We start from the raw sequence: 24,186 nt of genomic DNA, 5'->3' as shown, positions 1-24,186 counted from the left end.
TCACGGGGCTAAATCCTCAGGCGTGAATGTCATCTTGAATGAACGATACGGAGCAAAATCGCTCGGCTTCATTCCCTGCATTTCTGTCAAACGTCCAATATTCTTCACTGCCGCTACAGCAGACGCATCAAACGGACCGTCACCACTGGACTTGGCCACGCTGGCCGAAGTCACCGTACCATCCGGCAACATGCCGATTTGCAGCACGACTGTCATACCTTTGCGCGCCGAAGGTGGACGAGCCCAGCCTTCCGCCGCACGAACACGAATCAAATCATCGAAACTGCCGGCGACTTCGTCACCCTGTTCATCCGCCAAGGCCTGCTGGCGCTGCGGCGTGTCGGAAAGCAAATCTGCCAGGGCCTGAGCCTTTTTGTCTTCGGCGGATTTACGTGCTGCATCCTGCGATTTCTTCTTCGCAGCATCGGCAGCAGCTTTCTTCTTCGCATCTTCGGCGACTTTCTTCTTCGCCTCTTCAGCTTCAGCTTTCTTCTTGGCGTCTTCGGCGGCTTTCTTCTTCGCGTCTTCGACGATTTTCTTCTTCGCTTCTTCAGCGGCCTCTTTCTTGGCCTCTTCTTCAGCGGCTTTCTTGGCTTCTTCTTCGGCTTTCTTCTTGGCTATATCAGCCAATTGTTTCTCTTCGGCCTTTTTGGCTTCGGCGGTCTTCTTCGCTTCATCGGCTTTCTTGGCTTCATCAGCCTTTTTCGCCTCATCCGCTTTCTTCGACTCGTCAGCCTTCTTGGCTTCCTCGGCCTTTTGAGCCGCCTCTTCTTTCTTTTGTTCCGCAGCCTTCACCGCTTCCTGCTCGACCTTCTTCTGCTCCAGCTGTTCGACTTCGGTCTGGCGCGCAGCAGATTTCTGCGCCTCACCCGCAATCTTCTGATTGGTCTGGGTGGTCGCCCGACTTTTCGATTTCAGCTGGTACAGCGTCGCCTGGACAATTGGCTTGGCCGGCGGCAACTCAGGCGTGAAGGCAAAGCTGACAAACAGCATGCCGAACACCAGCACGTGCAAGCCAATCGCCCAGACACTAGGCCAGAAGTAGCTTTCCGAGGCTGTTGGCTCTCGTTGTTGCTGCATCAGGGCGCCTCGGTAATCAAGCCAACATTACCGACCCCGGCTTTCTGCAACCCGCCCATGGCGCCCATGACCGAACCGTAGTCGACGGTCTTGTCGCCGCGGATGAACACCTGAGTGCGCTTGCCGCCTTCAGTGCCGGCACGAATGATCTTGGTCACCGCGTCAGTCATCTGCGGCAAGGTCATGGCCTTGTCCTGCTGCTTTTCGGTGTCGACTTCGCTGCCAAGGTTCCAGTAGTAGGTCTTGTCAGCCTTGATCGAAATGGTCAGGACCTGGGTGTTGTTGTCCTGCGGCAAGGCTTCGCTGGAAACCTTGGGCAGATCAACTTTCACGCCCTGATTGAGCATCGGCGCGGTCACCATGAAGATGACCAGCAGCACCAACATCACGTCGATGTAAGGCACCACGTTCATCTCGGCAACCGGCTTGCGCTTTTTGCGAGCTCGAGCGATTAAAGCCATTGGAAATTACCTGCTTATTCTTCGCTGGTGTGCACTTTGCGGTGCAGGATCGCCTGGAATTCATCGGCGAAGGTGTAGTAACGGCCCAGCAGGGTTTCACTGCGAGCAGCAAAACGGTTGTAAGCGATAACGGCCGGGATGGCGGCGAACAAGCCGATCGCAGTTGCAATCAGTGCCTCGGCAATACCTGGCGCCACAGTGGCCAGGGTCGCTTGTTGGGCAGTGGCCAGACCACGGAAGGAGTTCATGATGCCCCAGACCGTACCAAACAGACCGATGTACGGGCTGACGGAACCTACGGTGGCGAGGAACGGCAGGCTCTGCTCGAGCTTCTCTTCTTCGCGGGAAATGGCAACGCGCATGGCACGGGCCACGCCTTCCATGACCGCTTCCGGATCGACACCTGGCTGCTGGCGCAGACGGGAGAATTCCTTGAAGCCGGCCCGGAAGATCTGCTCGACGCCCGAATCCGGATCAGGGTTGCTGCCGGCCTGGCGGTAGAGTTTGGACAGGTCGATACCCGACCAGAAGCGCTCTTCAAAGCTCTCCAGGGCACGTCGACCGGCGCGCAGCAGATTGCTGCGCTGAAAGATCATGATCCATGAGGTGACCGATGCGGCTACCAGGATCAGCATTACCAGTTGCACCACGATACTGGCATTGCTGACCAGGCTCCACATGGAGGAATGGTCGACGACGTTAGCTTCCACGCTTTATCTCCTGCTTTGAGTGTGTACCCGCGCCGCTCACGTCGGCAAAGGCCGCTCGTAGAGCTTCGGGAATGGCCCGGGGTTTCAAACTTTCAGTGCGCACACAGGCCACCAAAAACTGCCCTTCGCAGAGCAGCACATTATCCGTAGCCCGCCTGACCTGCTGCTTGAAGCGCAGGCTGACACGGTTCAATTCGATTACTTCAGCGCTTACCAGAAGCTCGTCGTCCAGTCGCGCCGGCGCGTGGTAACGCGCTTCGCTGGAATGCACGACAAACAACAGGTCCTCCCCTGCCAGCGCCGATTGGGCAAAGCCCAGATCCCGGAGCCGCTCGGTTCGAGCCCGTTCCATAAACTTGAGGTAATTGACGTAATACACGATGCCGCCCGCATCGGTGTCCTCGTAATAAACGCGACAACGATGTACGAACGGCTCAAGCCCGTTTTGCGCGCGCATACTCTAGTGCTTACTCCTCAGGTTGCCAATCCGGCCAGGCAACTGTTTTTCATTGATCTGCGGCTTTGCGGCAAAAGTACGGTCCTGGGACCGCACAAAAGCCGAATATATCAGCGCGCAAAGGATATTAATCGTCAACGGCATCCAGGAACTCGTCTACCACGGGCATTTCACCCAATCGTGACGGAATATTTAAACCGAAGTGCAAATACGCATGCCGGGTGACAACTCGCCCCCGAGGGGTGCGCATGATGTAGCCCTGCTGGATCAGATACGGCTCCAGCACATCTTCGATGGTGTGGCGTTCTTCGCTGATGGCGGCGGCCAGGCTATCCACCCCGACCGGCCCCCCGTCGAACTTCTCGATCATGGTCAGCAGCAGGCGCCGGTCCTGATGATCGAAGCCACGCTCGTCGACATCCAGCAGATTCAAGGCGAGATCAGCGATCGGCTTGGTAATGTGCCCCTTGGCGCGAACTTCGGCGAAATCGCGCACTCGGCGCAGCAGGCGATTGGCAATACGTGGCGTACCGCGAGCACGCCGGGCGATTTCAAACGCACCCTCCGGGTCCAGCGGCAAGCCCAGTATGTTCGCCGAACGGCTGACAATCGTTGCCAGGTCCGCGGTGCTGTAGAACTCCAGGCGCTGGACGATGCCGAAGCGATCGCGCAGCGGGTTGGTCAGCATACCGGCACGCGTTGTTGCGCCCACCAAGGTGAACGGCGGCAAATCAAGCTTGATCGAACGCGCGGCCGGGCCTTCGCCGATCATGATGTCGAGCTGGAAATCCTCCATGGCCGGGTACAGCACTTCTTCGACAATCGGCGACAGGCGATGGATCTCGTCGATAAACAGCACGTCATGGGGTTCAAGATTGGTCAACAACGCGGCCAGGTCACCCGGACGCTCGAGGACCGGCCCTGACGTGCTCTTGATCGACACGCCCATTTCCTGGGCGATGATGTTCGCCAGCGTGGTCTTGCCCAAACCGGGCGGACCGAAAATCAGCGTGTGGTCCAGAGACTCGTTGCGCCCACGCGCGGCCTGGATGAACAACTCCATTTGCTCGCGAACAGTCGGCTGGCCGATGTATTCGGCCAGGCTGACAGGACGAATCGCCCGGTCCTGGACTTCCTCGCGGTCACGAGGACCGGGGATGGCGGCAATCAGACGATCGGCTTCAATCACTTAAATCATTCCCTTCAGGGCACGACGAATCAGGTCTTCACTGCTCAAGCCTTTCTCCTTGATCGCAGAAATCGCCTTGCTGGCTTCCTGAGGCTTGTAGCCCAGGGAAATCAGCGCGCTGACCGCGTCGTTTTCGGCGGTAGCCACCGGAGCTGGCGCGTCCGGCCCGCCAGGCTGGTTTGGCACCAGCGCGAACATCGTCGGCACGGTTTCCCAGGCCTTGAAGCGGTCCTTGAGTTCCACCAGCAAACGTTCGGCCGTCTTCTTGCCCACGCCCGGCACCTTGGTCAGCGCCGAGGTGTCCTGGGACTGCACGCAACGGACCAGCTCATCGACTTCCAGACTCGACATCAACGCCAGCGCCAATTTTGGCCCGACACCATTGAGACGGATCAACTCGCGAAAAAAGTCTCGCTCTCGCTTGCTGGCGAAACCATAGAGTAACTGCGCGTCTTCGCGTACGACCAAGTGGGTGTGCAAGGTCAGCGGTTCACCGACCGACGGCAAGCGATACAACGTGGTCATGGGCACCTCCAACTCATACCCCAGACCGTTTACATCCAGAATCAGGTGCGGCGGCTGTTTTTCAGCCAGTGTGCCGCGCAAGCGTCCAATCACGTTTCAGATCCTTGAGCGTTGGCCAGATCAATGCCTGGCGACCAACAGAGCGAGGGGTCGCGTCGACGACACAGACACGAAAAACCTCATTCCGCAAAAAATGATTGCTGATGCTATCAGAGACGCAAGCGCCCGCCACGACTGCGTGCCGCGCCAAGGCCATGGGGTAACAGACTGGACCGGGTATGCGCATGGCAAATGGCGATGGCCAGGGCATCCGACGCATCGATTTGCGGCTTGCTGGTCAGTTTCAGCATGTGCATGACCATCATCTGCACTTGTTCTTTATTCGCCGCACCGGTGCCGGTCACGGCTTGTTTGACCTGGGTTGCGGTGTACTCGGCTATTTCCAGGTTTTCTTCGGCACCCGCCACAATCGCCGCACCCCGGGCCTGACCCAGCTTCAGCGCGGAGTCTGCGTTGCGTGCCATAAAGACCTTTTCGATGCCCATGGTCACAGGACCATAGGTCTGAATGACTTCCCGCACGCCCCGATAGACGATTTGCAGACGCTCGTGCAATTCGCCAGAGCCGGTTCGAATGCAACCCGATGCCACATAAACGCAGCCACGGCCGGTATCGCGTACCACGCCATAACCGGTGATGCGCGAACCGGGGTCGATACCAAGGATTAAAGTCATAACGCCTGCGGGTTCAGTGAAAGCACGATATTCAATTCAGCGAATAACAATTGTGGGAGCTGGCTTGCCTGCGATGGCATCACCTCGGTCTGTCTGATACACCGAGGTGATGCCATCGCAGGCAAGCCAGCTCCCACATTAAATCCTAGTCGCCCTTAACCCAGCTGTGCAGCCACCGACTCCGGAATGTCCGCGTTGGAGTAGACGTTCTGCACGTCATCCAGGTCTTCAAGCATGTCGATCAGCTTGAGCACCTTCTCGGCGCCTTCCAGGTCCAGCTCGGCGCTGGTAGTGGGCAGCATCACGATTTCTGCGTCTTCACCTTTGAAACCGGCCGCTTCCAGCGCATTACGCACGGAATAGAAACCGGCAAACGAAGTGAATACATCGATGGAGCCGTCTTCATGGGTAACCACGTCATCGGCATCGGCTTCCATGGCCGCTTCCATCAAGGCATCTTCGTCAACGCCTGGGGCGAAGGAAATCTGCCCTTTGCGCTCGAACAGATAGGCCACGGAACCGTCGGTGCCGAGGTTGCCACCACATTTACTGAAAGCGTGGCGAACCGCGGCGGCGGTGCGATTACGGTTGTCGGTCATGCACTCGACCATCACCGCCACGCCACCCGGGCCGTAGCCTTCGTAGGTCAGCTCGACCATGTCGTCGGTGTCGGCAGCACCGGCACCGCGTGCGACCGCGCGATCGATGATATCGCGGCTCATGTTCGCGCCAAGGGCCTTGTCCAGCGCCAGACGCAAACGCGGGTTGGAACCCGGGTCACCACCGCCCTGACGGGCAGCAACGGTCAGTTCACGAATCCACTTGGTGAAAATCTTGCCCTTCTTGGCATCCTGACGTTCTTTGCGGTGCTTGATGTTCGCCCACTTGGAATGACCCGCCATAACTCGCTCCGAATTCTCTTTGAAACATTGCCCGCCACAGATTGTCGGCCAGCAACAAAAAAATCTCGACCTAAAGAAAAGGCGCATCCGGCAAGGATGCGCCTTTGCGGTCAGCCTTACTCAGCCTTTGGCGTTTCGCGCAGGCGAATGTGCAATTCGCGCAGTGACTTGGCATCAACCTGACCCGGTGCCTGAGTCATGACGTCTGCCGCGCTCTGGGTTTTCGGGAAGGCGATCACTTCACGGATCGACTGGGCGCCGGTCATCAGCATCACCAGACGATCCAGACCGAAGGCCAGGCCACCGTGCGGCGGTGCGCCGTACTTCAGGGCGTCGAGCAGGAAGCCGAACTTCTCTTCCTGTTCCGCTTCGTTGATTCCCAGCAGGCGGAATACGGTCTGCTGCATTTCCTTGCGGTGGATACGGATCGAACCGCCACCCAGCTCAGTGCCGTTCAGCACCATGTCGTAGGCACGGGACAGAGCGGTCGCCGGGTTGGCTTCCAGTTCTTCCGGGGTGCACTTCGGCGCGGTGAACGGGTGGTGCAAGGCAGTGAAGCTGCCGTCGTCGTTTTCTTCGAACATCGGGAAGTCGACGACCCACATTGGCGCCCACTTGCAGGTCAGCAGCTCCAGGTCGTTACCTACCTTGATCCGCAGCGCGCCCAGGGCTTCGCTGACGATCTTGGCTTTGTCAGCACCGAAGAACACGATGTCGCCGTCAACCGCGCCAACGCGATCCAGGATCACATTGAGGTTGGCTTCAGGGATGTTCTTCACGATTGGCGATTGCAGGCCTTCGACGCCTTTGGCGCGCTCGTTGACCTTGATGTACGCCAGGCCCTTGGCACCGTAGATGCCGACGAACTTGGTGTAGTCGTCGATCTGCTTGCGCGGCATGCTCGCAGCGCCTGGAACGCGCAACGCGGCAATGCGGCATTTCGGGTCGTTGGCCGGGCCGCTGAACACCTTGAAGTCGACTTCTTTCAGTTGATCTTCAACGTCAACCAGTTCCAGCGGGTTACGCAGGTCTGGCTTGTCGGAACCGTAACGACGCATGGCTTCTGCGAAGGTCATGTGCGGGAAGTCGCCGAATTCCAGGTCCAGCACTTCCTTGAACAGGTTGCGGATCATTTTTTCGGTGATGCCCATGATCTCGTTTTCATCGAGGAAGCTGGTCTCGATGTCGATCTGGGTGAACTCAGGCTGACGGTCGGCACGCAGGTCTTCGTCGCGGAAGCACTTGGCGATCTGGTAGTAACGGTCGAAGCCAGCCACCATCAGCAGTTGCTTGAACAGCTGTGGCGATTGCGGCAAGGCGAAGAACGAACCGGCGTGAGTACGGCTCGGCACCAGGTAGTCGCGAGCACCTTCAGGGGTCGCGCGGGTCAGGATCGGCGTCTCGACGTCGAGGAAGCCGTTCTCGTCGAGGAAGCGACGGATGCTGGTGGTCATGCGCGAACGCAAACGCAGCTTCTCGGCCATTTCCGGGCGACGCAGGTCAAGGAAGCGATAGCGCAGGCGGGTTTCTTCGCCGACATCGGAGAACTCGTTCAGCGGGAACGGCGGGGTTTCCGACTCGTTCAGCACTTCCAGTTCGTAGCCTAGGACTTCGATCATGCCCGACGCCATGTTGGCGTTGGTCGCACCAGCCGGGCGCAGGCGAACCTTGCCGGTGATCTTCACGACGTACTCGCTGCGCACGCGGTCGGCGGCGGCGAAGGATTCAGCGCGGTCCGGGTCGAACACTACCTGGGCCAGACCATCACGATCACGGATATCGAGGAAAATCACCCCACCGTGGTCACGGCGACGGTGGACCCATCCGCAAAGGGTAATTTCCTGGCCGTCCAGGCTTTCGTTCAGTTGGCCGCAATAATGGCTGCGCATCATGGTAGTGGTTTCACTTCTCGTAATTCGAAATTCGGTTGGAGTCCTGCACATCAGGCTGCGGATGATGCAAGAGCTCACGCGTGTGGTTCAACTCAGGCCCTAGACCCTAGTCAGCTTTGTCGCCGCCGGCCAGGTTCTTCTTCGAGCCGGTCTTGAAATCGGTTTCGTACCAGCCGGTGCCGCTGAGGCGGAAACCTGGCATGGACAGCATCTTTTTAAGCTCTGGCGCCTGGCAGGCAGGGCAGTCGACCAGCGGTGCTGCGCTGATCTTTTGAATGGCTTCCAACTGATGACCACAGGAAGCACATTGATAGTCGTACATCGGCATGGGGGTTGTCTCGGCGATCAGATTGCTACCGCACACGCTGGGTTTTGCGGCAAAGAGCGGGATTATATCCATTAAATGCAGCCTGTGCAGCCGTAAGACTGCACAGACTGACACTCAACCCTCTACGTCGCTGCGGCTAAGGCGCCGCAATGCAGCCCCCTTCCTTCAAGCTGCGCACGACGCAGACAACCCGCACCAGCCCGGTAAAGTTCCTGACCCCGCCGTGACGCAAATGCACTTCGCGGTCCACATGGGACAACAGCGCGCTGACCGAACAGCAATTGACCTTGGCCATATCGCCCAAAATATCCCAATAGACCTGTTCAAGCCGCAAGCAGGTCGCAAAACCATTCAAGCGCACCGAACGGGACAACGGCCGGGCCAGCCCCATATCAAATTCACTGACGAACGGATCAACCCTTATATCCCGGGCAGGGCCGAGCCTCCCTTCGCCAAACCTGTCTTCGTAATCCATATCGTTGACACTCCTTTGCCATCCTTGCTTTCTGTAAGAGCACGTTCTGTTTCCTTATAAAAGCGCAGGCGCAAAGGTATATCCAGATGACTTTATGACCCTCGACGTAGGATAAGCCAACAGTTGAAGGGGGATCATGGAGACCGTCCTAGGCCGGCCGTTTTCCTACATGCCCAGGCGAGTTTTAACCCGCACAAAAGCGACTTGAAGAAGTAGAAGGACAAAACGCGAACGACACCTCAACGGCATCATTCGCGTACTGGCGAGATTACTGATCCAGCAAGGACCGTAACATCCAGGCGGCTTTCTCGTGGACCTGCATGCGCTGGGTCAGCAGATCGGCGGTGAGCACTCCGACCTCTTCCTTAATAGAAGAAAGCCGCGCATAACAAACCTGCCGACATCCCGCCGCCCCGAATGACGCACTGACCCAGGACAAATCGCCCCCCCACAGCACCGCCTGACTGCCTGATTTGAGTAGCTGCAGGCTTTGCTGTTAAATAGACCGTGTGTCGCTGCCGCCTATTTTCCGGGGGCTGCGCATAGGCTGATAGCGGGTACGTGCCCAACGCCTCTTATTGTTCTGAAGCGAACCGTACTCAATCAGCTCTTCCTTGTGATCCGTCTTAACGTGAGTTAATCAAAATGTTGAAAATCGTCCACTTGCTAACGGGCGCAGCAGCCCTGCTGCTGTCCTTCATCCCTAGCCTGCGATCTGAAGCGGTACCTTACCTGCAACAACCCGATGCACTGTACCTGGCCTTTTTCGGCCTGCTGAACCTCACCCTTGCTCCTGTCATCCCTTACTGGAACAAAGGCCCGCGTCACCAACTGCAAAACCTGGTCAGCGCTCTGCTGGTGCTGGCTGTCTTCCTGCAAATCCTGACGCTGCTCGCGCCGATGCCTGTCATCGCCGGCCAGCCTGCCGTTCTGTTCAGCCTGGTGGCTGCCCTGGCCGGCGTTTTACTGCACCTGGGTGTCAGCTTCTACAAATCTTCACCGGCCGCCGCCTCGCCAAGCTATGACATGAGCAACCGCGATACCGGCACCGTAAAATGGTTCAACACCTCCAAAGGCTTCGGCTTTATTTCCCGCGACTCCGGCGATGATATTTTCGTGCATTTCCGGGCCATTCGCGGTGAAGGTCACCGTGTTCTGGTCGAAGGCCAGCGCGTGGAGTTCTCCGTCATGAACCGCGACAAAGGCCTGCAAGCCGAAGATGTGATCGCCGCACTGCCGCGCCGCTGATCCAAGGCTAAAAAAAACCGCGAACAGCCAGGCTGGCTGTTCGCGGTTTTTTATTGCACGCATTTTAGTAATGCGGTGGTGGCGCTTCTTCTTCAAAGGTGTCGAACTGGCCAGCCATTTCTTCCTGCCGCTTGAGCAGTGCTGCCATTTGCAACTGCAGGCGCTCAACGGCGCGCTGCTGGGTCGCCAGCACATCGCTCAATGCCTGGATGGTGTCATCCTGAAAGGCCAATTGGCTCTCCAGATCGGTAACGCGTTCTTCCAGGCTCATGTTTCAACCCTCCAGAAACGTAAAGTCTTCGGTTAATACCAAACGCAGCCGCTCGCGAATCGCGGCAATCTGATCTGCGTTGTAGGGTTTGGCGGGCAGCTTGCCCCAGACCGGAGCCGGCCAGGCGGCGTCGTCCTGCTTGCGCACAATCACATGCATGTGCAACTGACTGACGACATTACCCAAGGCCGCGACATTCAACTTGTCGGCGTCGAACGAATCCTTGAGGGTTTCCGCCAATGCGGTCGTCTCCTGCCACAACTGTTGCTGATCGGCGCCATCCAACTGAAATATCTCGCTGATATCGTCACGACGAGGCACCAGGATGAACCAGGGGTAATTCGAATCGTTAGACAACAGCAACCGGCAAAGCGGGAAATCCCCAATCGGTAACGTGTCTTGTTGGAGCCGTGGATCTAAAGCGAACACTGTGCGCACTCCCGCCGGGTTCTCAATTTCAGCTTAGCGCCCCTCCCGAGGGACGGTGCGCCAAGCGACAGGACGGCAGCATACCTGTGAACGGCGCTAGCTTCACGACCCGGCACTCGCCCCGCCATGAGTCACTTATTGCCCAAACGCACCATTTCAGAACCCACGACCCGAGCCAAAACGCCGAAATACTTGATTAACAACGATGCGTTCGATTCGGCCAAATGACAGCACTGTATGAAATCAGTACAGCAATTAAAATTTTTTGCACCAAAACCGCACAGCTCGTCTACGCTGATTGCGTCAGCATCCGCCATTTACTCACTAACGGGGTGAACCGGTAACATTTTTGGTTGTCACGGCGTCGCGAAAAATGTTGATGCACGATGCATTCCCTGGCGTCAAGCCCGAACAATAAGTGCTTGAAACGCCCGGTTTTATGAGGTTTTTACAGCGTTAGGCGGGCCATCAGAAAAAAATCGCTACAAATGTCTGATTTGTGCACGCTTGTTGCATTCACACCCACATCGCCTTGGATGCCTCTGCTGGAAGTGGAAGGTTCAAGGCAAATAAAAACAGCGGCAGGGTTGCCCAATGGAGATTCAAACGTTTCACCAAGGACTCTTTTTACCGATGTTCAAGCCCTGGAAAACAACGTTAAAGTTGCCGGCCCGCTTGCATTGAGGCTGTAAATTTGCGACATCTACCAAGCTGTTTGCGACACGGTCGTAAAGAAGCTGAAAGGTTAGATACGCAAGTATCGCCAACATGGTCGGCGTGATATAAGTTTGCGCCGACACAAAAAGAAAGAGCCGCCCAGATAATAAATCAGGTGGGACGGCAGTACTCTTCTAAAACCAAAGGAGCAAATCACGATGCGCGTGATGAAGTGGAGCATGATCGCACTGGCAGTTGCAGCAGCAGCCAGTACTCAGTTGGCAGTAGCCGCACCTTTCGTAAGCGACCAGGCAGAAGCCAAAGGTTTTGTTGAAGACAGCAAGCTCGACTTGCTGGTTCGCAACTACTACTACAACCGTAACAAAACTGACGGCGCAGTCGATGACAAAGACTGGACCCAGGGCATTCAGGGCATGTACAGCTCTGGCTACACCCAAGGTCTGATCGGTGTTGGCGTTGAAGCTTGGGGCCAACTGGCCATTAAGCTGGACGGTTCCGACAAGTATTCGGGTTCGGGCAACATGTCCGTGGGCTCTGATGGCGAAGTCAACAACAGCCAGGGCAAAGCCGGCGCTGCCGCCAAGTTCCGCATCTCCAAGACCGAGCTGAAAGTCGGCGACATGCAGCCAAGCACCTCTCCGGTGTTCGCTGTAGGCGGTTCCCGCATCCTTCACCAAACTGCCAGCGGTATCCAACTGCAGAGCAGCGAAGTTACAGACCTCGACCTCGAAGCCGGCCACTTCTACTCGGCGACCAGCCAGGACAAGAACGCCCGTGACGGTTCCCTGTGGGCTACCTACGCTGGCGTGCAAGCCAACTCCATCGACTACTTCGGTGGCAAGTACGGCGTTACCCCGGACCTGAGCTTCTCGCTCTACGGTGCCAAGCTCGAAGACGTCTGGAACCAGTACTACGCCAACGCGAACTACACCCTCGCACTGGGCGGCGACAACTCGATTAACTTCGACGGTAACTACTACAACACCAAGGACACCGGTAACGCTAAAGCAGGCGAAATCAGCAACAACGCCTACTCGCTGGCCGCTGCTTACTCGTTCCTGAAAGCACACACCCTGACCCTGGGCTTCCAGAAAGTGAACGGCGATACCCCGTTCGACTACATCGGTGTGGGTAAAAACAACCGCGGTGGCGACTCGATCTTCCTCGCCAACTCCATCCAGTACTCTGACTTCAACGCCCCAGGCGAGAAGTCGGTACAAGCCCGTTACGACCTGAAAATGGCCGAATACGGCGTACCTGGTCTGAGCTTCATGACCCGTTACGTTAAAGGTTGGGACATCGACGGTACCAACACTCCAGCAGGCAGCCCTTACGCTGGTCTGTACGGTGCAGACGGCAAACACCACGAAACCAACGTGGAAGTTAAGTACGTCATTCAAACCGGCCCAGCCAAAGATCTGTCGTTCCGCATCCGTCAAGCATGGCACTCCGCCAATGCTGACGAAGGCGAAGGCGATATCTCTGAGTTCCGCCTGATCACCGACTACCCACTCAACATTCTGTAATTGCAGAAAGTTAGTTTGCGGTAATCAAAAAAAGGCCCATCTTCGGATGGGCCTTTTTCGTTGGTGTCAACTGCGCGTTTAAACGATCAAAAATCATGCAAAACATGCCTGACCAAAGAGTCAGACATGATCAAAAAACAATCACTGCACTGCAGATTCCTGAACCACACGAATCATCCGTTGTGGCAAAGGAACATCAACACCAGCAGTTTTCAAACGATCACGGGACTGTTCGTTGAACATAAACATCACGTCCCAATAATCCGCCGTCTTTACCCAGACGCGAAGCGAAAGAGTGATCGAACTGTCACCCAAGGTAGAAACAACAGCCTGAGGTGCCGGATCTGCCAATACGCGTGGATCTTTGGCCAATTCCAGCAGTACTTCACGTGCCTTCTGCAAGTCCGCTTCGTAATCGACACCTACATCGAACACTACTTTGCGCGTGGGTTGACGATTGGTATTGGTGATGATGCCGTTCGACAAGTTGCCGTTAGGTACGATGATGGTTTTGTTATCGCCGGTACGCAGTACGGTATGGAAGATCTGAATGCTGTCGACAGTACCGGCAACCCCCTGAGCTTCAATCCAGTCACCGATACGAAACGGACGGAACAACAGAATCAGCACGCCGCCCGCGAAGTTGGCCAGGCTGCCTTGCAAGGCCAGACCAATGGCCAGACCGGCGGCACCGATCGCTGCGACAAACGAGGTAGTTTCCACGCCAATCATCGAGGCCACGCTGACAATCAGCAAAACCTTGAGAATGATGTTCGCCAGGCTGCTGATGAACCCTTGCAGCGCAAGATCTGCATTGCGCAACGCCAGCAAGCCGCCGAGTTTTTGCGTCACTTTATTGATCAGCCACCAACCGATGGCCAGCGTGATGACGGCCAGCAACACGCGGCTGCCGTATTCCATGATCATTGGAATCCAGGCTTGGGAAGCCTTGACCAGGTTGTCCACTTCAGCATTCAAATCCATCTTGTTTCTCCTGACTTCCGGCACGCTAAAAAATGAGCGGCAGAAAGACCAAACCCCAGGGGCTCAATCATTTCTGCCGTTGCTTGGGCCTCGGACGCCGAAAACGCCGAGAGGTTCCCGCTTGGTCGATCAGTCGCGGAAGTTGTTGAACTGCAGCGGCATGTCGAACGTCTTGGCACGAAGGGCGGCGATGGCTTCCTGCAAATCGTCACGTTTCTTGCCGGTAATGCGCACTTGCTCGCCCTGAATGGCGGCCTGAACCTTGAGCTTGGCGTCTTTGACGTGAGCGACGATCTTCTTCGCCAGTTCTTTGTCGATGCCTTCCTTGAGGATCGCTTCCTGCTTCATCAGCTTGCCCGACGCATAGGCATCCTTGACTTCAAGGCACTGCACGTCAATTTTGCGCTTGACCAGCGCGAGCTTGAGGATCTCGATCATCGCTTCGAGCTGGAAGTCGGCCTCGGCGGTCAAGTTGACGGTCAGGTCCTTTTCCTTGAACTCAAAAGTACCCTTGCCCTTCAGGTCATAACGACGATCGAGTTCCTTGACGGCGTTTTCGACCGCGTTGGTGACTTCGTGTTTGTCCAGTTCGGATACCACGTCGAACGACGGCATGTAATCTCTCCAATAAAAAGGCGCGCTCGATTGCAATGGCGCGCGCTTGGCTTGCGGTTAAAATCGGGCTCATTATAACGGGTCTTTTCCAAGCCATACTGCGAGCCTCACATGCCTGCCACAAACCGGATAAAAAGCTGATGTCGACCCCTTGGCATGTATTGGGCGCCGGCAGCCTCGGCACGTTGTGGGCCACGCGTCTGGCGCGGGCCGGATTGCCGGTCAGGCTGATCGTTCGCAGTGAACAGCGTTTGCAGGCCTATCAAGCTGCTGGCGGCTTGACCCTGGTCGAACACGGCGAAGCCCGCACTTATGACATCCCCGGCGAAACACCGGACAGCGTGGGGCCGATCAGCCGCTTGCTGGTCGCCTGCAAGGCCTACGACGCCGAAAAAGCCGTCGCGCAACTGGCGTCGCGCCTGACGCCGGACGCCGAACTGATCCTGTTGCAGAACGGCCTTGGCAGTCAGGACGCCGTCGCGGCGCTGGTGCCGCAAGCCCGTTGCGTGAGCGCATCGAGTACGGAAGGCGCCTTTCGGGAGGGTGACTGGCGTGTAGTGTTTGCCGGCCACGGTTACACGTGGCTCGGCGATGCCGGCCACCCAGTGGCGCCGATCTGGCTGGACGATTTGACGGCCGCCGGGATTCCTCATGAGTGGAGCACCGACATCCTGAGAAGGCTGTGGCGTAAACTCGCGCTCAACTGTGCGATCAATCCCCTGACGGTCTTGCACAACTGTCGCAATGGCGGTTTGCAGGAACATCACTGCGAAGTCGCCACCCTCTGCGTCGAATTGACCGAACTGCTGGAGTGCTGCGGTCAGCCAGCTGCCGCCCAGGACCTGCAGCAGGAGGTCGAGCGAGTGATCCATGCCACGGCGGCCAATTACTCCTCGATGTACCAGGACGTCGCGAGTGAGCGGCGCACCGAAATCAGCTATCTGCTGGGCTATGCCTGCAAAGTTGCGGCGAGACACCAGGTCAAGCTGCCCCACCTTAATCAACTGCAGCAGCGGCTGATTGCCCATCTGCACAGCCTTGGATTGCCCAGCGACTGAGCAGCGGCTACGCTGGCCACTTGTTCCATTCAAGCGACGAACCTGATGCCATTGCGCCAGCGCCTCGAAAACCTCCCCGTCGGCCAGAAGTTGCTGGCCGCCCTGCTGGTGCTGTTGATCACCATCCTGTTGGTCGCCAACCTGACCTTCATCAGCGCGTCGTATTACATCTCCCAGGAAAGCATGGCCCCCCAAGCCCTGCAAACCATTGGCCGACTGGTGTCCAACCCGAGCCTGGTGGCCGACGCCTTGAAGTCGCCACAAAACGCCGAACGCCTGCTCAAGGAGCTCGACAGTTACTCGCCGCTGCGTGCGGCAGCCCTTTATGACGGCAAGGGTGAACGGCTGGCGCAGTTGCAGCACGGCGACAAACTGAGCCTGCCGGGGCGCTACCAGCACATTGAAGCCTGGCAAGCGACCGAGTTCCGCAGCAATCAATTGATCACCCTGCCCCGCCCCGGCACCGATCCCGGCCACTTGCTGTTGGTGGCCAGCAGTGAATTGCCGATGGCGTTCTACACCGGCACCCTCACCGCCAGCCTCGGCATTCTGATCTTCAGCGTGCTGTTGTGGCTGGTGATTGCACGGCAGATCAAACGCCTGATTACCCGACCTATCCATGAGCTTGAAGAACTGTCCCGGCAAGTCACCCGCGAAGAGAACTACGCACTGCGCGCCTCCCGTGGCAACCATGACGAAATCGGCAGCCTCGCCGAGGCGTTCAACACCATGCTCTCGCGAATCGAGGCCCGGGAGCAGCAGCTCAAGCGTGCCCGGGACGACTCCCAGGCTGCATACGATCAAGCCCAAGGCCTTGCCGAAGAAACGCGCCATACCAACCGCAAGCTGGAACTCGAAGTTCAGGTGCGCAGCAAAATCGAAAAGAAACTCACAGGCTTCCAGAACTACCTCAACAGCATCATCGACTCCATGCCGTCAGCACTGATCGCCCTCGACGAGCAGCTCTACGTGACCCAGTGGAATCAGGAAGCCAGCGCCTTGTCCGGCACACGCCTGGACGAAGCCTTGAACCAGCCGATCTTCCTCGCCTTCGAACCGCTGAAACCGTTTCTGCCGCAGCTCAAGCAAACCGTCGAGCAGCACACCGTGGCCAAGATCGAGCGCGTAACGTGGTTCAAGGATGATGAGCCCAAACACTACGCCCTGACCTTTTACCCGCTGATGGGCGGTGCCGGGCGTGGCGTAGTGATCCGCATCGACGACATTACCCAGCGCCTGTCCCTGGAAGAAATGATGGTGCAGTCGGAAAAAATGCTTTCCGTAGGCGGCCTCGCCGCCGGCATGGCCCACGAAATCAATAACCCGTTGGGCGCGATCCTGCACAACGTGCAGAACATACGCCGACGCCTGTCGCCGGACTTGCCGAAGAACATGGAGCAAGCCGAGCAGATCGGTATCGAGCTGGAAACGGTCAACCAATACCTGCAAGTGCGCGAAGTACCGCAACTGCTTGATGGCATTCAGCAGGCCGGTGCCCGTGCGGCGAAAATTGTCACGCACATGCTCAGTTTCAGCCGCCGCAGCACCCGGCAAATGGCCCCGTGCGACCTGCCGGCACTGATCGATCAAGCAGTGGACATCGCCGGTAACGACTTTGATCTGGCGATCGGTTTCGACTTCAAGGGCCAGGCGATCATTCGCCAGTTCGATCCGGCGCTGGGTCCGGTGCCCGGTACGGCCAACGAACTGGAACAAGTACTGCTCAACCTGTTGAAAAACGCGGCCCAGGCCATTCACCAGCGCGAGGATGACAGCGAACCGGGGCGGATCATCCTGCGCACCCGACTGAACCCGCCATGGGCCGAAATCCAGGTCGAGGACAACGGCATCGGCATGAGCGAGAACGTGCGCAAACGTACGTTCGAGCCGTTCTTCACCACCAAAGAAATCGGCCAGGGCACGGGCCTGGGCCTGTCGGTCTCCTATTTCATCATCACCAACAATCACAAGGGCCAGATGGAAGTGCAGTCGACGCCGGGCCAAGGCACCTGTTTCACGTTGCGCCTGCCCTTGTCGGGTACGCCGGTCGTCTCTCAAGAACTCAATCAGCTATCGAGGTAACCCATGGGCTTTCGCTTGTCGAAGATCTACACCCGCACTGGCGACAAAGGCGAAACCGGGCTCGGAGATGGTCGCCGGGTACCCAAGGACCACCCGCGAATCGAGGCGATTGGCGAAGTCGATTCGTTGAACAGTCAGGTCGGCGTGCTGCTGGCCGGTTTGGCCGCCCAAAGCGCGCAATACCCGGGTTTGAACGAGGTGATCGAGGTGTTGGCGCCTTGCCAGCATCGGCTGTTCGACCTCGGCGGCGAACTGGCTATGCCGGTGTATCAGGCACTGGATGCCGCGGAAATCGAACGCCTGGAAGCGGCGATTGATCGCTGGAATGAAGAGTTGGGGCCGCTGGAGAATTTCATTCTGCCCGGCGGTTCAGCGTTGATCGCTCAGGCACACGTGTGCAGAAGCCTGGCGCGCAGCACGGAGCGACGGTGCCAGCAGTTGAATGCGCTTGAACCGTTGGCTGGGGTTGGACTGGCGTACATCAATCGGTTGTCGGATTTACTGTTTGTGGTGGCGCGGCTGATTGCCAAGCGCCAGGGAGTTGCCGAGATACTTTGGCAGGCGGCCGCTAAACCTCAGGTTTAGCTGATCGCTCCCACGCATGATCGTTCCCACGCTCTGCGTGGGAATGCAGCAAGGGACGCTCCGCGTCCCAAAAGCGGACGCAGAGCGTCCAGGGATACATTCCCACGCAGAGCATGGGAACGATCAGCTCAGCTCTCAGGCCAGAACGCCCGAATCCCCGCCACACCCTGCGCTCCTGCTTCCCAGGCGCGTTGCCGTTCTGCCGGGCCGACACCGCCCAACAGGAACACCGGCTTGCTGAACCCTTCGATCAACACCGAAGCCTGCTCCCAACCCAATGGCTCAGCACCGGGATGAGTCAGGGTGGGCTGCACCGGCGACAGGGTCACAAAGTCCACGCCCATCTGCTCGGCCAGCGCCAGCTCTTCAGCGTTGTGGCACGACGCCGCCAACCAGCGCGAGGCCGGTAACGGTCGACCCGCCGCTGCGTACTTGCGCAACTGCGCCGCCGTGATGTGCCATCCGGCGGACGGGAAGTCTCCCAGCCATTCGAAAGGCCCCTTGATCATCAGCTGCGCCTTGCCGGCACACAGCCCTGCCGCATCCACCGCCAGATCGCGGTACTTCGGATCGTAGCCGTTGGGAGCCCGTAGCTGGATCAGCTTGATCCCCCCCGCGATGGCTTTCTGGATTCCGCGCAGCAATGCCGGGGTTTCCAGGTCTTCGGGGGTAATCAAGTACTCGGCGGGTAACCGTGCAGCCGCGACGATCGGCTGATTGGCCGCGGGAAACTCATAATCCACCAGCTCCCGCGGCGTCACCCAGGACAATGGCTGGCCTTCAGCGCCGTGGGGGTCGCCGGTAAACGCGGAAACTTCCCAGACGTCCAGCAACACGTGCTTGTCCGGGTAGTCGTGATGAACCTTGATCAGGGGGCGCGCAGCGGTGACCACAATGCCCAGCTCTTCGTGAAGCTCACGGGCCAGTGCGGTTTCGACGGATTCGTCACCCTCGACCTTGCCACCGGGAAACTCCCACAAGCCACCCTGATGCTGAGTGTCGGCACGGCGTGCGATAAGAATCTTGCCGCTGTTATCACGAATAACCGCGGCAGCTACATGGACTCGTTTCACTGCCCTATCTCCTCCAGACCCGCCTTTTGCCAGGCTTTGAAGGCCGGCCACTGGTAGATCGTTTCGACGTAGGCTTCATCCGCTGCCGGCAACTTCACCTGATAGGTGCGCAGACGTACAGCAATTGGCGCGAAGATCGCATCGGCCAACGTCGCGCTGCCGAACAGGAACGGACCGGTATCGGTGGCCACCGCGCGGCATTCAGCCCACAGCGCGAGCATGCGCTGGATGTCGGCCTCGACGTCAGGAATTGTTGGCGACAGCGGCGCATCGTGACTCAGGTCGAATGGCATGTTGCCACGCATGGCAAAGAACCCGGAGTGCATTTGCGCGCAGGCCGAACGCGCCTGAGCACGGGCGGCGGTGTCTTTGGGCCAGAGGCCCGCCTCGGGAAACTGCTCCGCCAGATACTCGGCGATGGCCAGGGAATCGGCGATGGTACCGTGTTCGGTTTTCAGCAGCGGGACCTTGCCGGCGGGCGAATGCTTGAGCAGGCGCGCGCGGGTGTCTGGTTGACCCAGCTTGATCAGTTCTTCGGTGTAGGCCGCGCCCGTCAGGTCGAGGGCCAAGGCGCCACGCAGCGACCAGGAGGAAAGCAGTTTGTCGCCGATGATCAGGTGGAGGCTCATGTTCGGGACCTTTTGATGAGGGGTACAGACCGGAATCTTCAGTGTCTGGTCGTCCTTCATCGCGGGCAAGCCTTGCTCCTACAGGGTGTGTTGTGAACGACACAAAACTGTAGGAGCAAGGCTTGCCTGCGATAGGAGCGACTCGGTCTTAAGTACGGTACTCGGCGTTGATTTTCACGTATTCGTGGGACAAGTCGGTGGTCCAGATGGTTTCGCTGCAGTCGCCGCGACCCAACTCGATACGGATGGTGATCTCTTCCTGCTGCATCACTGCAGCGCCCTGGGCTTCGGTGTACGTCGCGGCCCGTGCGCCACGGCTGGCAATGCACACTTCACCGAGGAACACGTCGATCTTGCTCACGTCCAGGTTCGGTACGCCGGCACGGCCAACGGCTGCCAGGATGCGGCCCCAGTTCGGATCGGAGGCAAACAACGCCGTCTTGATCAGCGGCGAGTGCGCCACGGTATAACCAACGTCCAGGCATTCCTGGTGATTGCCGCCGCCATTGACTTCAACGGTGACGAACTTGGTCGCGCCTTCGCCGTCACGAACGATGGCCTGGGCCACGTCCATGCACACCTCGAACACCGCTTGTTTCAACTTGGCGAACAACTCGCCTTCGGCACGGGTAATTTCCGGCAGCGCCGCCTGACCGGTGGCGATCAGCATGCAGCAATCGTTGGTCGACGTGTCGCCGTCGATGGTGATGCGGTTGAACGACTTGTTGGCACCGTCCAGCAGCAGGTTTTGCAGCACGTCACGGGAGACTTTTGCGTCGGTGGCGATGTAGCCGAGCATGGTCGCCATGTTCGGACGGATCATGCCCGCGCCTTTGCTGATGCCGGTCACGGTGATGGTCACACCGTCATGCTCAAACTGGCGGCTGGCACCCTTTGGCAGGGTGTCAGTGGTCATGATGCCGGTGGCGGCCGCTTCCCAGTTGTGGATCGACAGGTCGTCGAGAGCGGCTTGCAGCGCGCCTTCGATTTTCTCGACCGGCAGCGGCTCGCCGATCACACCCGTGGAGTACGGCAACACCAGGCTGGCGTCGACACCGGTCAACTCAGCCAGTTTGGCGCAAGTACGCTCGGCGGCGGCCAGGCCGGGTTCGCCAGTACCGGCGTTGGCATTGCCGGTGTTGGTCAACAGGTAACGCACCGGGCCTTGCACACGTTGCTTGGCCAGGATGACCGGCGCTGCGCAAAAAGCGTTCAGCGTGAATACGCCCGCGACCGTGGAGCCTTCGGCACAGCGCATGACCACAACATCCTTGCGCCCCGGGCGCTTGATGCCGGCCGAGGCAATACCGAGTTCAAAACCGGCAACCGGGTGCAACGTTGGCAAAGGACCAAGACCAACAGCCATGAATGCGCTCCTTAAAAAATGTAGTCATCCCCGTCATATGAACGGCGGTGTTAAATGGCAAAACGCCGCGACGGCTGAAGCCGGTCGCGGCGCGGGTATTTCAGCGATTGAAACGGGGTTTACTGGATCTGCCCGTGGCAATGCTTGAACTTCTTGCCCGAACCGCAGTAGCACAGCTCGTTGCGGCCCAGCTTCTGCTCGTTGCGAACCGGAGCGGTGGCAAGGGCCACATCGATCTCTTCACCCAACTGTTCAGGTTGCTCCAGGCCCGGCGCTTCCTCGTGCAGGAACTGCATGCGAGCAGCCAGCGCTTCGGCTTCCTGACGCAGGCGTTGCTCTTCTTCGATCGGGTCTTCGCGGCGAACCTGAACGTGGGACAGCACACGGATAGAGTCGCGCTTGATCGAATCCAGCAGCTCGGAGAACAGCGTGAACGACTCGCGCTTGTACTCTTGCTTCGGGTTCTTCTGGGCATAGCCACGCAAGTGGATGCCGTGACGCAGGTGGTCCATGGTCGACAGGTGGTCTTTCCACAGGTCGTCCAGCACGCGCAGAACGATTTGCTTCTCGAAGCTGCGCAGCGCTTCGGCGCCCGCCTGGTCTTCTTTCTCGTTGTACGCCGCGATCAGCTCTTGCATTAGCTTCTCGCGCAGGGTCTCTTCGTACAGGTGATCGTCTTCGTCGAGCCATTGCTGGATCGGCAGCGCCACACCGAAGTCGCTCTGCAACGCCGCTTCCAGACCGGCCACGTCCCACTGCTCAGGCAGCGATTGCGGTGGAATGTGCGCGCTGATGGTGGCGTTGAGCACGTCCTGACGGAAATCGGCGATGGTCTCGCCAATGTTGTCAGCGGCCAGCAACGTGTTACGCATGTGATAAATCACTTTACGCTGTTCGTTGTTGACGTCGTCGAACTCGAGCAGTTGCTTACGAATGTCGAAGTTACGGCCTTCAACCTTGCGTTGAGCCTTTTCAATGGCGTTGGTCACCATGCGGTGCTCGATCGCCTCGCCTGGCTGCATGCCCAGGGCCTTCATGAAGTTCTTCACCCGATCAGAGGCAAAGATACGCATCAGGCTGTCTTCCAGCGACAGGTAGAAACGGCTGGAACCGGCGTCGCCCTGACGACCGGCACGACCACGCAGCTGGTTGTCGATACGGCGCGATTCGTGACGTTCGGAAGCAATAACCTGCAAGCCACCCGACTCGAGCACTTGCTGGTGACGCTTCTGCCAGTCGGCCTTGATCTGGGCGATCTGCTCTGGCGTTGGATCTTCGAGGGAAGCCACTTCCACTTCCCAGTTACCGCCCAACAGGATGTCGGTACCACGACCGGCCATGTTGGTGGCGATGGTCAGTGCGCCTGGGCGACCGGCCTGGGCAATGATCTCGGCTTCTTTTTCGTGGAACTTGGCGTTCAGAACCTTGTGTTCGATGCCTTCCTTCACGAGCAGGCTGGACATGTGCTCGGAGGTTTCGATGGTCGCCGTACCGACCAGTACCGGACGGCCAGCGGCCATGCTTTCCTTGATGTCCGCCACGATGGCCGCGTACTTCTCGTCGGCCGTCAGGAACACCAGGTCGTTGTAGTCTTTACGGGCCAGCGGCTTGTTCGGCGGAATGACCATGACCTGCAGGCCATAGATCTGATGGAACTCGAACGCTTCGGTGTCAGCCGTACCGGTCATGCCGGACAGTTTGTTGTACAGACGGAAGTAGTTCTGGAACGTGGTCGATGCCAGGGTCTGGCTTTCGGCCTGAATGTTCAGGTTTTCCTTGGCTTCGATAGCCTGGTGCAGGCCTTCGGACAAACGACGGCCCGGCATGGTACGACCGGTGTGTTCGTCGACCAGGACAACCTGACCGTCCTGCACGATGTACTCGACGTTGCGATGGAACAGTTTGTGCGCACGCAGACCGGCGTAAACGTGAGTCAGCAGGCTCAGGTTGTGCGCCGAATACAGGCTTTCGCCTTCAGCCAGCAGGCCGAGGGAGGTCAGCGACTCTTCAACGAACTGGTGACCGGCTTCGTTGAGTTCGACCTGACGGGTCTTCTCGTCAACGGTGTAGTGGCCGGCCTTGGTGACTTCGCCTTCAACTTCTTCGATGTGCAATTCCAGCCGCGGGATCAGTTTGTTGATCTCGATGTACAGCTTGGAGCTGTCCTCGGCCTGACCGGAAATGATCAGCGGAGTACGGGCTTCGTCGATGAGGATGGAGTCGACTTCGTCGATTACGGCAAAATTGAGTTCGCGCTGGAATTTTTCTTCCATGCTGAACGCCATGTTGTCGCGCAGGTAATCGAAACCGAATTCGTTGTTGGTGCCGTAAGTGATGTCGGCGGCGTAAGCCAGGCGCTTCTCTTCCGGCGGCTGGAATGGCGTGACCACACCGACCGTCAGGCCGAGGAACTCATAGAGCGGACGCATCCAGTTGGCGTCACGACGGGCCAGGTAGTCGTTCACGGTGACAACGTGCACGCCCTTGCCGGACAGCGCGTTGAGGTAAACACCCAGTGTCGCCACCAGGGTCTTGCCTTCACCGGTACGCATTTCCGCGATCATGCCTTCATGCAAGGTCATGCCGCCGATCAGCTGGACATCGAAGTGGCGCATACCCATGACGCGCTTGCCGGCTTCGCGGGCGACCGCAAAGGCTTCTGGCAACAGCTTGTCGAGGGTTTCCCCTTTGGCGATGCGGGCCTTGAACTCGTCTGTCTTGGCACGCAATTGATCGTCCGAAAGGGCCACCATTTGCTCTTCGAAGGCATTGACGAATTGCACCGTCTTGAGCATGCGTTTGACTTCACGCTCGTTCTTGCTTCCAAAAAGTTTCTTTAACAAAGGCGCAAACATATCGGCAGGATCTTCCACACTAAAGGGATGGAGG

The 24,186-nt window shown here is 58.2% G+C and carries 24 protein-coding genes and 1 pseudogene; 5 read left to right on the top strand and 20 right to left on the bottom strand.

Annotated features, from left to right (window positions below):
- The 12 genes and pseudogenes from tolA to C7534_RS32285 all read right to left on the bottom strand — a co-directional run.
- Nucleotides 1-1,080, bottom strand: a complete 1,080-nt coding sequence (gene tolA / locus C7534_RS04120; protein ID WP_109785072.1) for a cell envelope integrity protein TolA — start codon at nucleotides 1,078-1,080, stop codon at nucleotides 1-3.
- On the bottom strand, nucleotides 1,080-1,532 hold the full coding sequence (gene tolR, locus C7534_RS04115) for a protein TolR (protein WP_161807482.1): 453 nt from the start codon (nucleotides 1,530-1,532) through the stop codon (nucleotides 1,080-1,082). The genes tolA and tolR overlap by 1 nt, the downstream gene beginning before the upstream one ends.
- Before the next feature lie 23 nt (nucleotides 1,533-1,555).
- The gene (gene tolQ, locus C7534_RS04110; RefSeq protein ID WP_008147369.1) at nucleotides 1,556-2,251 is read right to left on the bottom strand and encodes a protein TolQ; all 696 of its coding nucleotides are present in this window, start codon (nucleotides 2,249-2,251) and stop codon (nucleotides 1,556-1,558) included.
- On the bottom strand, nucleotides 2,241-2,708 hold the full coding sequence (gene ybgC / locus C7534_RS04105) for a tol-pal system-associated acyl-CoA thioesterase (protein ID WP_007945841.1): 468 nt from the start codon (nucleotides 2,706-2,708) through the stop codon (nucleotides 2,241-2,243). Before ybgC ends, tolQ begins: the two co-directional genes overlap by 11 nt.
- 127 nt (nucleotides 2,709-2,835) lie before the next feature.
- On the bottom strand, nucleotides 2,836-3,897 hold the full coding sequence (gene ruvB / locus C7534_RS04100) for a Holliday junction branch migration DNA helicase RuvB (RefSeq protein ID WP_109785071.1): 1,062 nt from the start codon (nucleotides 3,895-3,897) through the stop codon (nucleotides 2,836-2,838).
- Nucleotides 3,898-4,515 (bottom strand): Holliday junction branch migration protein RuvA, encoded by a 618-nt coding sequence (gene ruvA / locus C7534_RS04095; protein ID WP_109785070.1) that lies wholly within the window; start codon nucleotides 4,513-4,515, stop codon nucleotides 3,898-3,900. It abuts the gene before it with no gap.
- 116 nt (nucleotides 4,516-4,631) lie between these two features.
- Entirely contained in the window at nucleotides 4,632-5,156 is a 525-nt protein-coding gene (gene ruvC, locus C7534_RS04090) for a crossover junction endodeoxyribonuclease RuvC (protein WP_046032063.1), read from the bottom strand.
- Nucleotides 5,157-5,311: 155 nt separating this feature from the next.
- Nucleotides 5,312-6,058, bottom strand: coding sequence for a YebC/PmpR family DNA-binding transcriptional regulator (locus tag C7534_RS04085; RefSeq protein ID WP_046033287.1), 747 nt, complete (start codon nucleotides 6,056-6,058; stop codon nucleotides 5,312-5,314).
- A 116-nt stretch (nucleotides 6,059-6,174) separates the two neighbouring features.
- A complete protein-coding gene (aspS, locus tag C7534_RS04080) occupies nucleotides 6,175-7,950 on the bottom strand; it encodes an aspartate--tRNA ligase (RefSeq protein ID WP_109785069.1) in 1,776 nt (591 codons plus the stop codon).
- 106 nt (nucleotides 7,951-8,056) lie between these two features.
- Complete coding sequence (locus C7534_RS04075; RefSeq protein WP_010457489.1) at nucleotides 8,057-8,278, bottom strand: FmdB family zinc ribbon protein; 222 nt, start codon at nucleotides 8,276-8,278, stop codon at nucleotides 8,057-8,059.
- Nucleotides 8,279-8,414: 136 nt separating this feature from the next.
- Nucleotides 8,415-8,753, bottom strand: coding sequence for a ribbon-helix-helix domain-containing protein (locus tag C7534_RS04070; RefSeq protein ID WP_046033285.1), 339 nt, complete (start codon nucleotides 8,751-8,753; stop codon nucleotides 8,415-8,417).
- 268 nt (nucleotides 8,754-9,021) lie between these two features.
- Nucleotides 9,022-9,141, bottom strand: a pseudogene (locus C7534_RS32285) (DNA starvation/stationary phase protection protein); the annotation flags it as partial.
- A 257-nt stretch (nucleotides 9,142-9,398) separates the two neighbouring features.
- Here C7534_RS32285 and C7534_RS33105 point away from each other — a divergent pair.
- Nucleotides 9,399-10,001 carry a cold-shock protein gene (locus C7534_RS33105; protein WP_046033284.1) on the top strand — a complete coding sequence of 201 codons (603 nt, stop codon included), beginning with the start codon at nucleotides 9,399-9,401 and terminating at the stop codon, nucleotides 9,999-10,001.
- 64 nt (nucleotides 10,002-10,065) lie between these two features.
- On the opposite strand, the gene C7534_RS04055 is transcribed toward C7534_RS33105, so the two are convergent.
- Both C7534_RS04055 and C7534_RS04050 read right to left on the bottom strand, forming a co-directional pair.
- Nucleotides 10,066-10,272, bottom strand: coding sequence for a SlyX family protein (locus C7534_RS04055; RefSeq protein WP_109785068.1), 207 nt, complete (start codon nucleotides 10,270-10,272; stop codon nucleotides 10,066-10,068).
- A gap of 3 nt (nucleotides 10,273-10,275) precedes the next feature.
- Nucleotides 10,276-10,701: an HIT family protein gene (locus C7534_RS04050; RefSeq protein WP_046033283.1), complete on the bottom strand. Its 426-nt coding sequence runs from the start codon at nucleotides 10,699-10,701 to the stop codon at nucleotides 10,276-10,278.
- Nucleotides 10,702-11,576: 875 nt separating this feature from the next.
- Between C7534_RS04050 and C7534_RS04045 the strand changes: the two genes are divergently transcribed.
- Nucleotides 11,577-12,905 carry an OprD family porin gene (locus tag C7534_RS04045; protein WP_109785067.1) on the top strand — a complete coding sequence of 443 codons (1,329 nt, stop codon included), beginning with the start codon at nucleotides 11,577-11,579 and terminating at the stop codon, nucleotides 12,903-12,905.
- A gap of 141 nt (nucleotides 12,906-13,046) precedes the next feature.
- Here C7534_RS04045 and C7534_RS04040 read toward each other — a convergent pair whose 3' ends face one another.
- Nucleotides 13,047-13,889 carry a mechanosensitive ion channel family protein gene (locus C7534_RS04040; protein ID WP_109785066.1) on the bottom strand — a complete coding sequence of 281 codons (843 nt, stop codon included), beginning with the start codon at nucleotides 13,887-13,889 and terminating at the stop codon, nucleotides 13,047-13,049.
- 129 nt (nucleotides 13,890-14,018) lie between these two features.
- Nucleotides 14,019-14,504 (bottom strand): YajQ family cyclic di-GMP-binding protein, encoded by a 486-nt coding sequence (locus C7534_RS04035; RefSeq protein ID WP_109785065.1) that lies wholly within the window; start codon nucleotides 14,502-14,504, stop codon nucleotides 14,019-14,021.
- A 140-nt stretch (nucleotides 14,505-14,644) separates the two neighbouring features.
- On the opposite strand from C7534_RS04035, the gene C7534_RS04030 reads away from it, so the two are divergent.
- From C7534_RS04030 to C7534_RS04020, 3 genes are read left to right on the top strand one after another with little or no spacing between them, the layout of a single operon-like run.
- Nucleotides 14,645-15,562 carry a putative 2-dehydropantoate 2-reductase gene (locus C7534_RS04030; RefSeq protein WP_109785064.1) on the top strand — a complete coding sequence of 306 codons (918 nt, stop codon included), beginning with the start codon at nucleotides 14,645-14,647 and terminating at the stop codon, nucleotides 15,560-15,562.
- Between the two features lie 45 nt (nucleotides 15,563-15,607).
- A complete protein-coding gene (locus tag C7534_RS04025; protein ID WP_046033279.1) occupies nucleotides 15,608-17,644 on the top strand; it encodes a sensor histidine kinase in 2,037 nt (678 codons plus the stop codon).
- Between the two features lie 3 nt (nucleotides 17,645-17,647).
- Nucleotides 17,648-18,229, top strand: a complete 582-nt coding sequence (locus tag C7534_RS04020) for a cob(I)yrinic acid a,c-diamide adenosyltransferase (RefSeq protein ID WP_109785063.1) — start codon at nucleotides 17,648-17,650, stop codon at nucleotides 18,227-18,229.
- A gap of 128 nt (nucleotides 18,230-18,357) precedes the next feature.
- On the opposite strand, the gene C7534_RS04015 is transcribed toward C7534_RS04020, so the two are convergent.
- The 4 genes from C7534_RS04015 to secA all read right to left on the bottom strand — a co-directional run bounded on the left by C7534_RS04015 (nucleotide 18,358) and on the right by secA (nucleotide 24,152).
- Nucleotides 18,358-19,302, bottom strand: a complete 945-nt coding sequence (locus C7534_RS04015) for a Nudix family hydrolase (RefSeq protein ID WP_109785062.1) — start codon at nucleotides 19,300-19,302, stop codon at nucleotides 18,358-18,360.
- Nucleotides 19,299-19,931 carry a glutathione S-transferase family protein gene (locus C7534_RS04010; protein WP_109785267.1) on the bottom strand — a complete coding sequence of 211 codons (633 nt, stop codon included), beginning with the start codon at nucleotides 19,929-19,931 and terminating at the stop codon, nucleotides 19,299-19,301. Before C7534_RS04010 ends, C7534_RS04015 begins: the two co-directional genes overlap by 4 nt.
- Nucleotides 19,932-20,079: 148 nt before the next feature.
- Nucleotides 20,080-21,297, bottom strand: a complete 1,218-nt coding sequence (gene argJ, locus C7534_RS04005; protein WP_046033276.1) for a bifunctional glutamate N-acetyltransferase/amino-acid acetyltransferase ArgJ — start codon at nucleotides 21,295-21,297, stop codon at nucleotides 20,080-20,082.
- Between the two features lie 119 nt (nucleotides 21,298-21,416).
- Complete coding sequence (gene secA / locus C7534_RS04000) at nucleotides 21,417-24,152, bottom strand: preprotein translocase subunit SecA (RefSeq protein ID WP_109785061.1); 2,736 nt, start codon at nucleotides 24,150-24,152, stop codon at nucleotides 21,417-21,419.
- Nucleotides 24,153-24,186 lie beyond the last annotated feature (34 nt).

Source organism: Pseudomonas sp. OV226 (assembly GCF_003148705.1).
Taxonomy (GTDB): Bacteria; Pseudomonadota; Gammaproteobacteria; order Pseudomonadales; family Pseudomonadaceae; genus Aquipseudomonas.
This window is presented reverse-complemented; position numbering and strand designations above follow the sequence as displayed.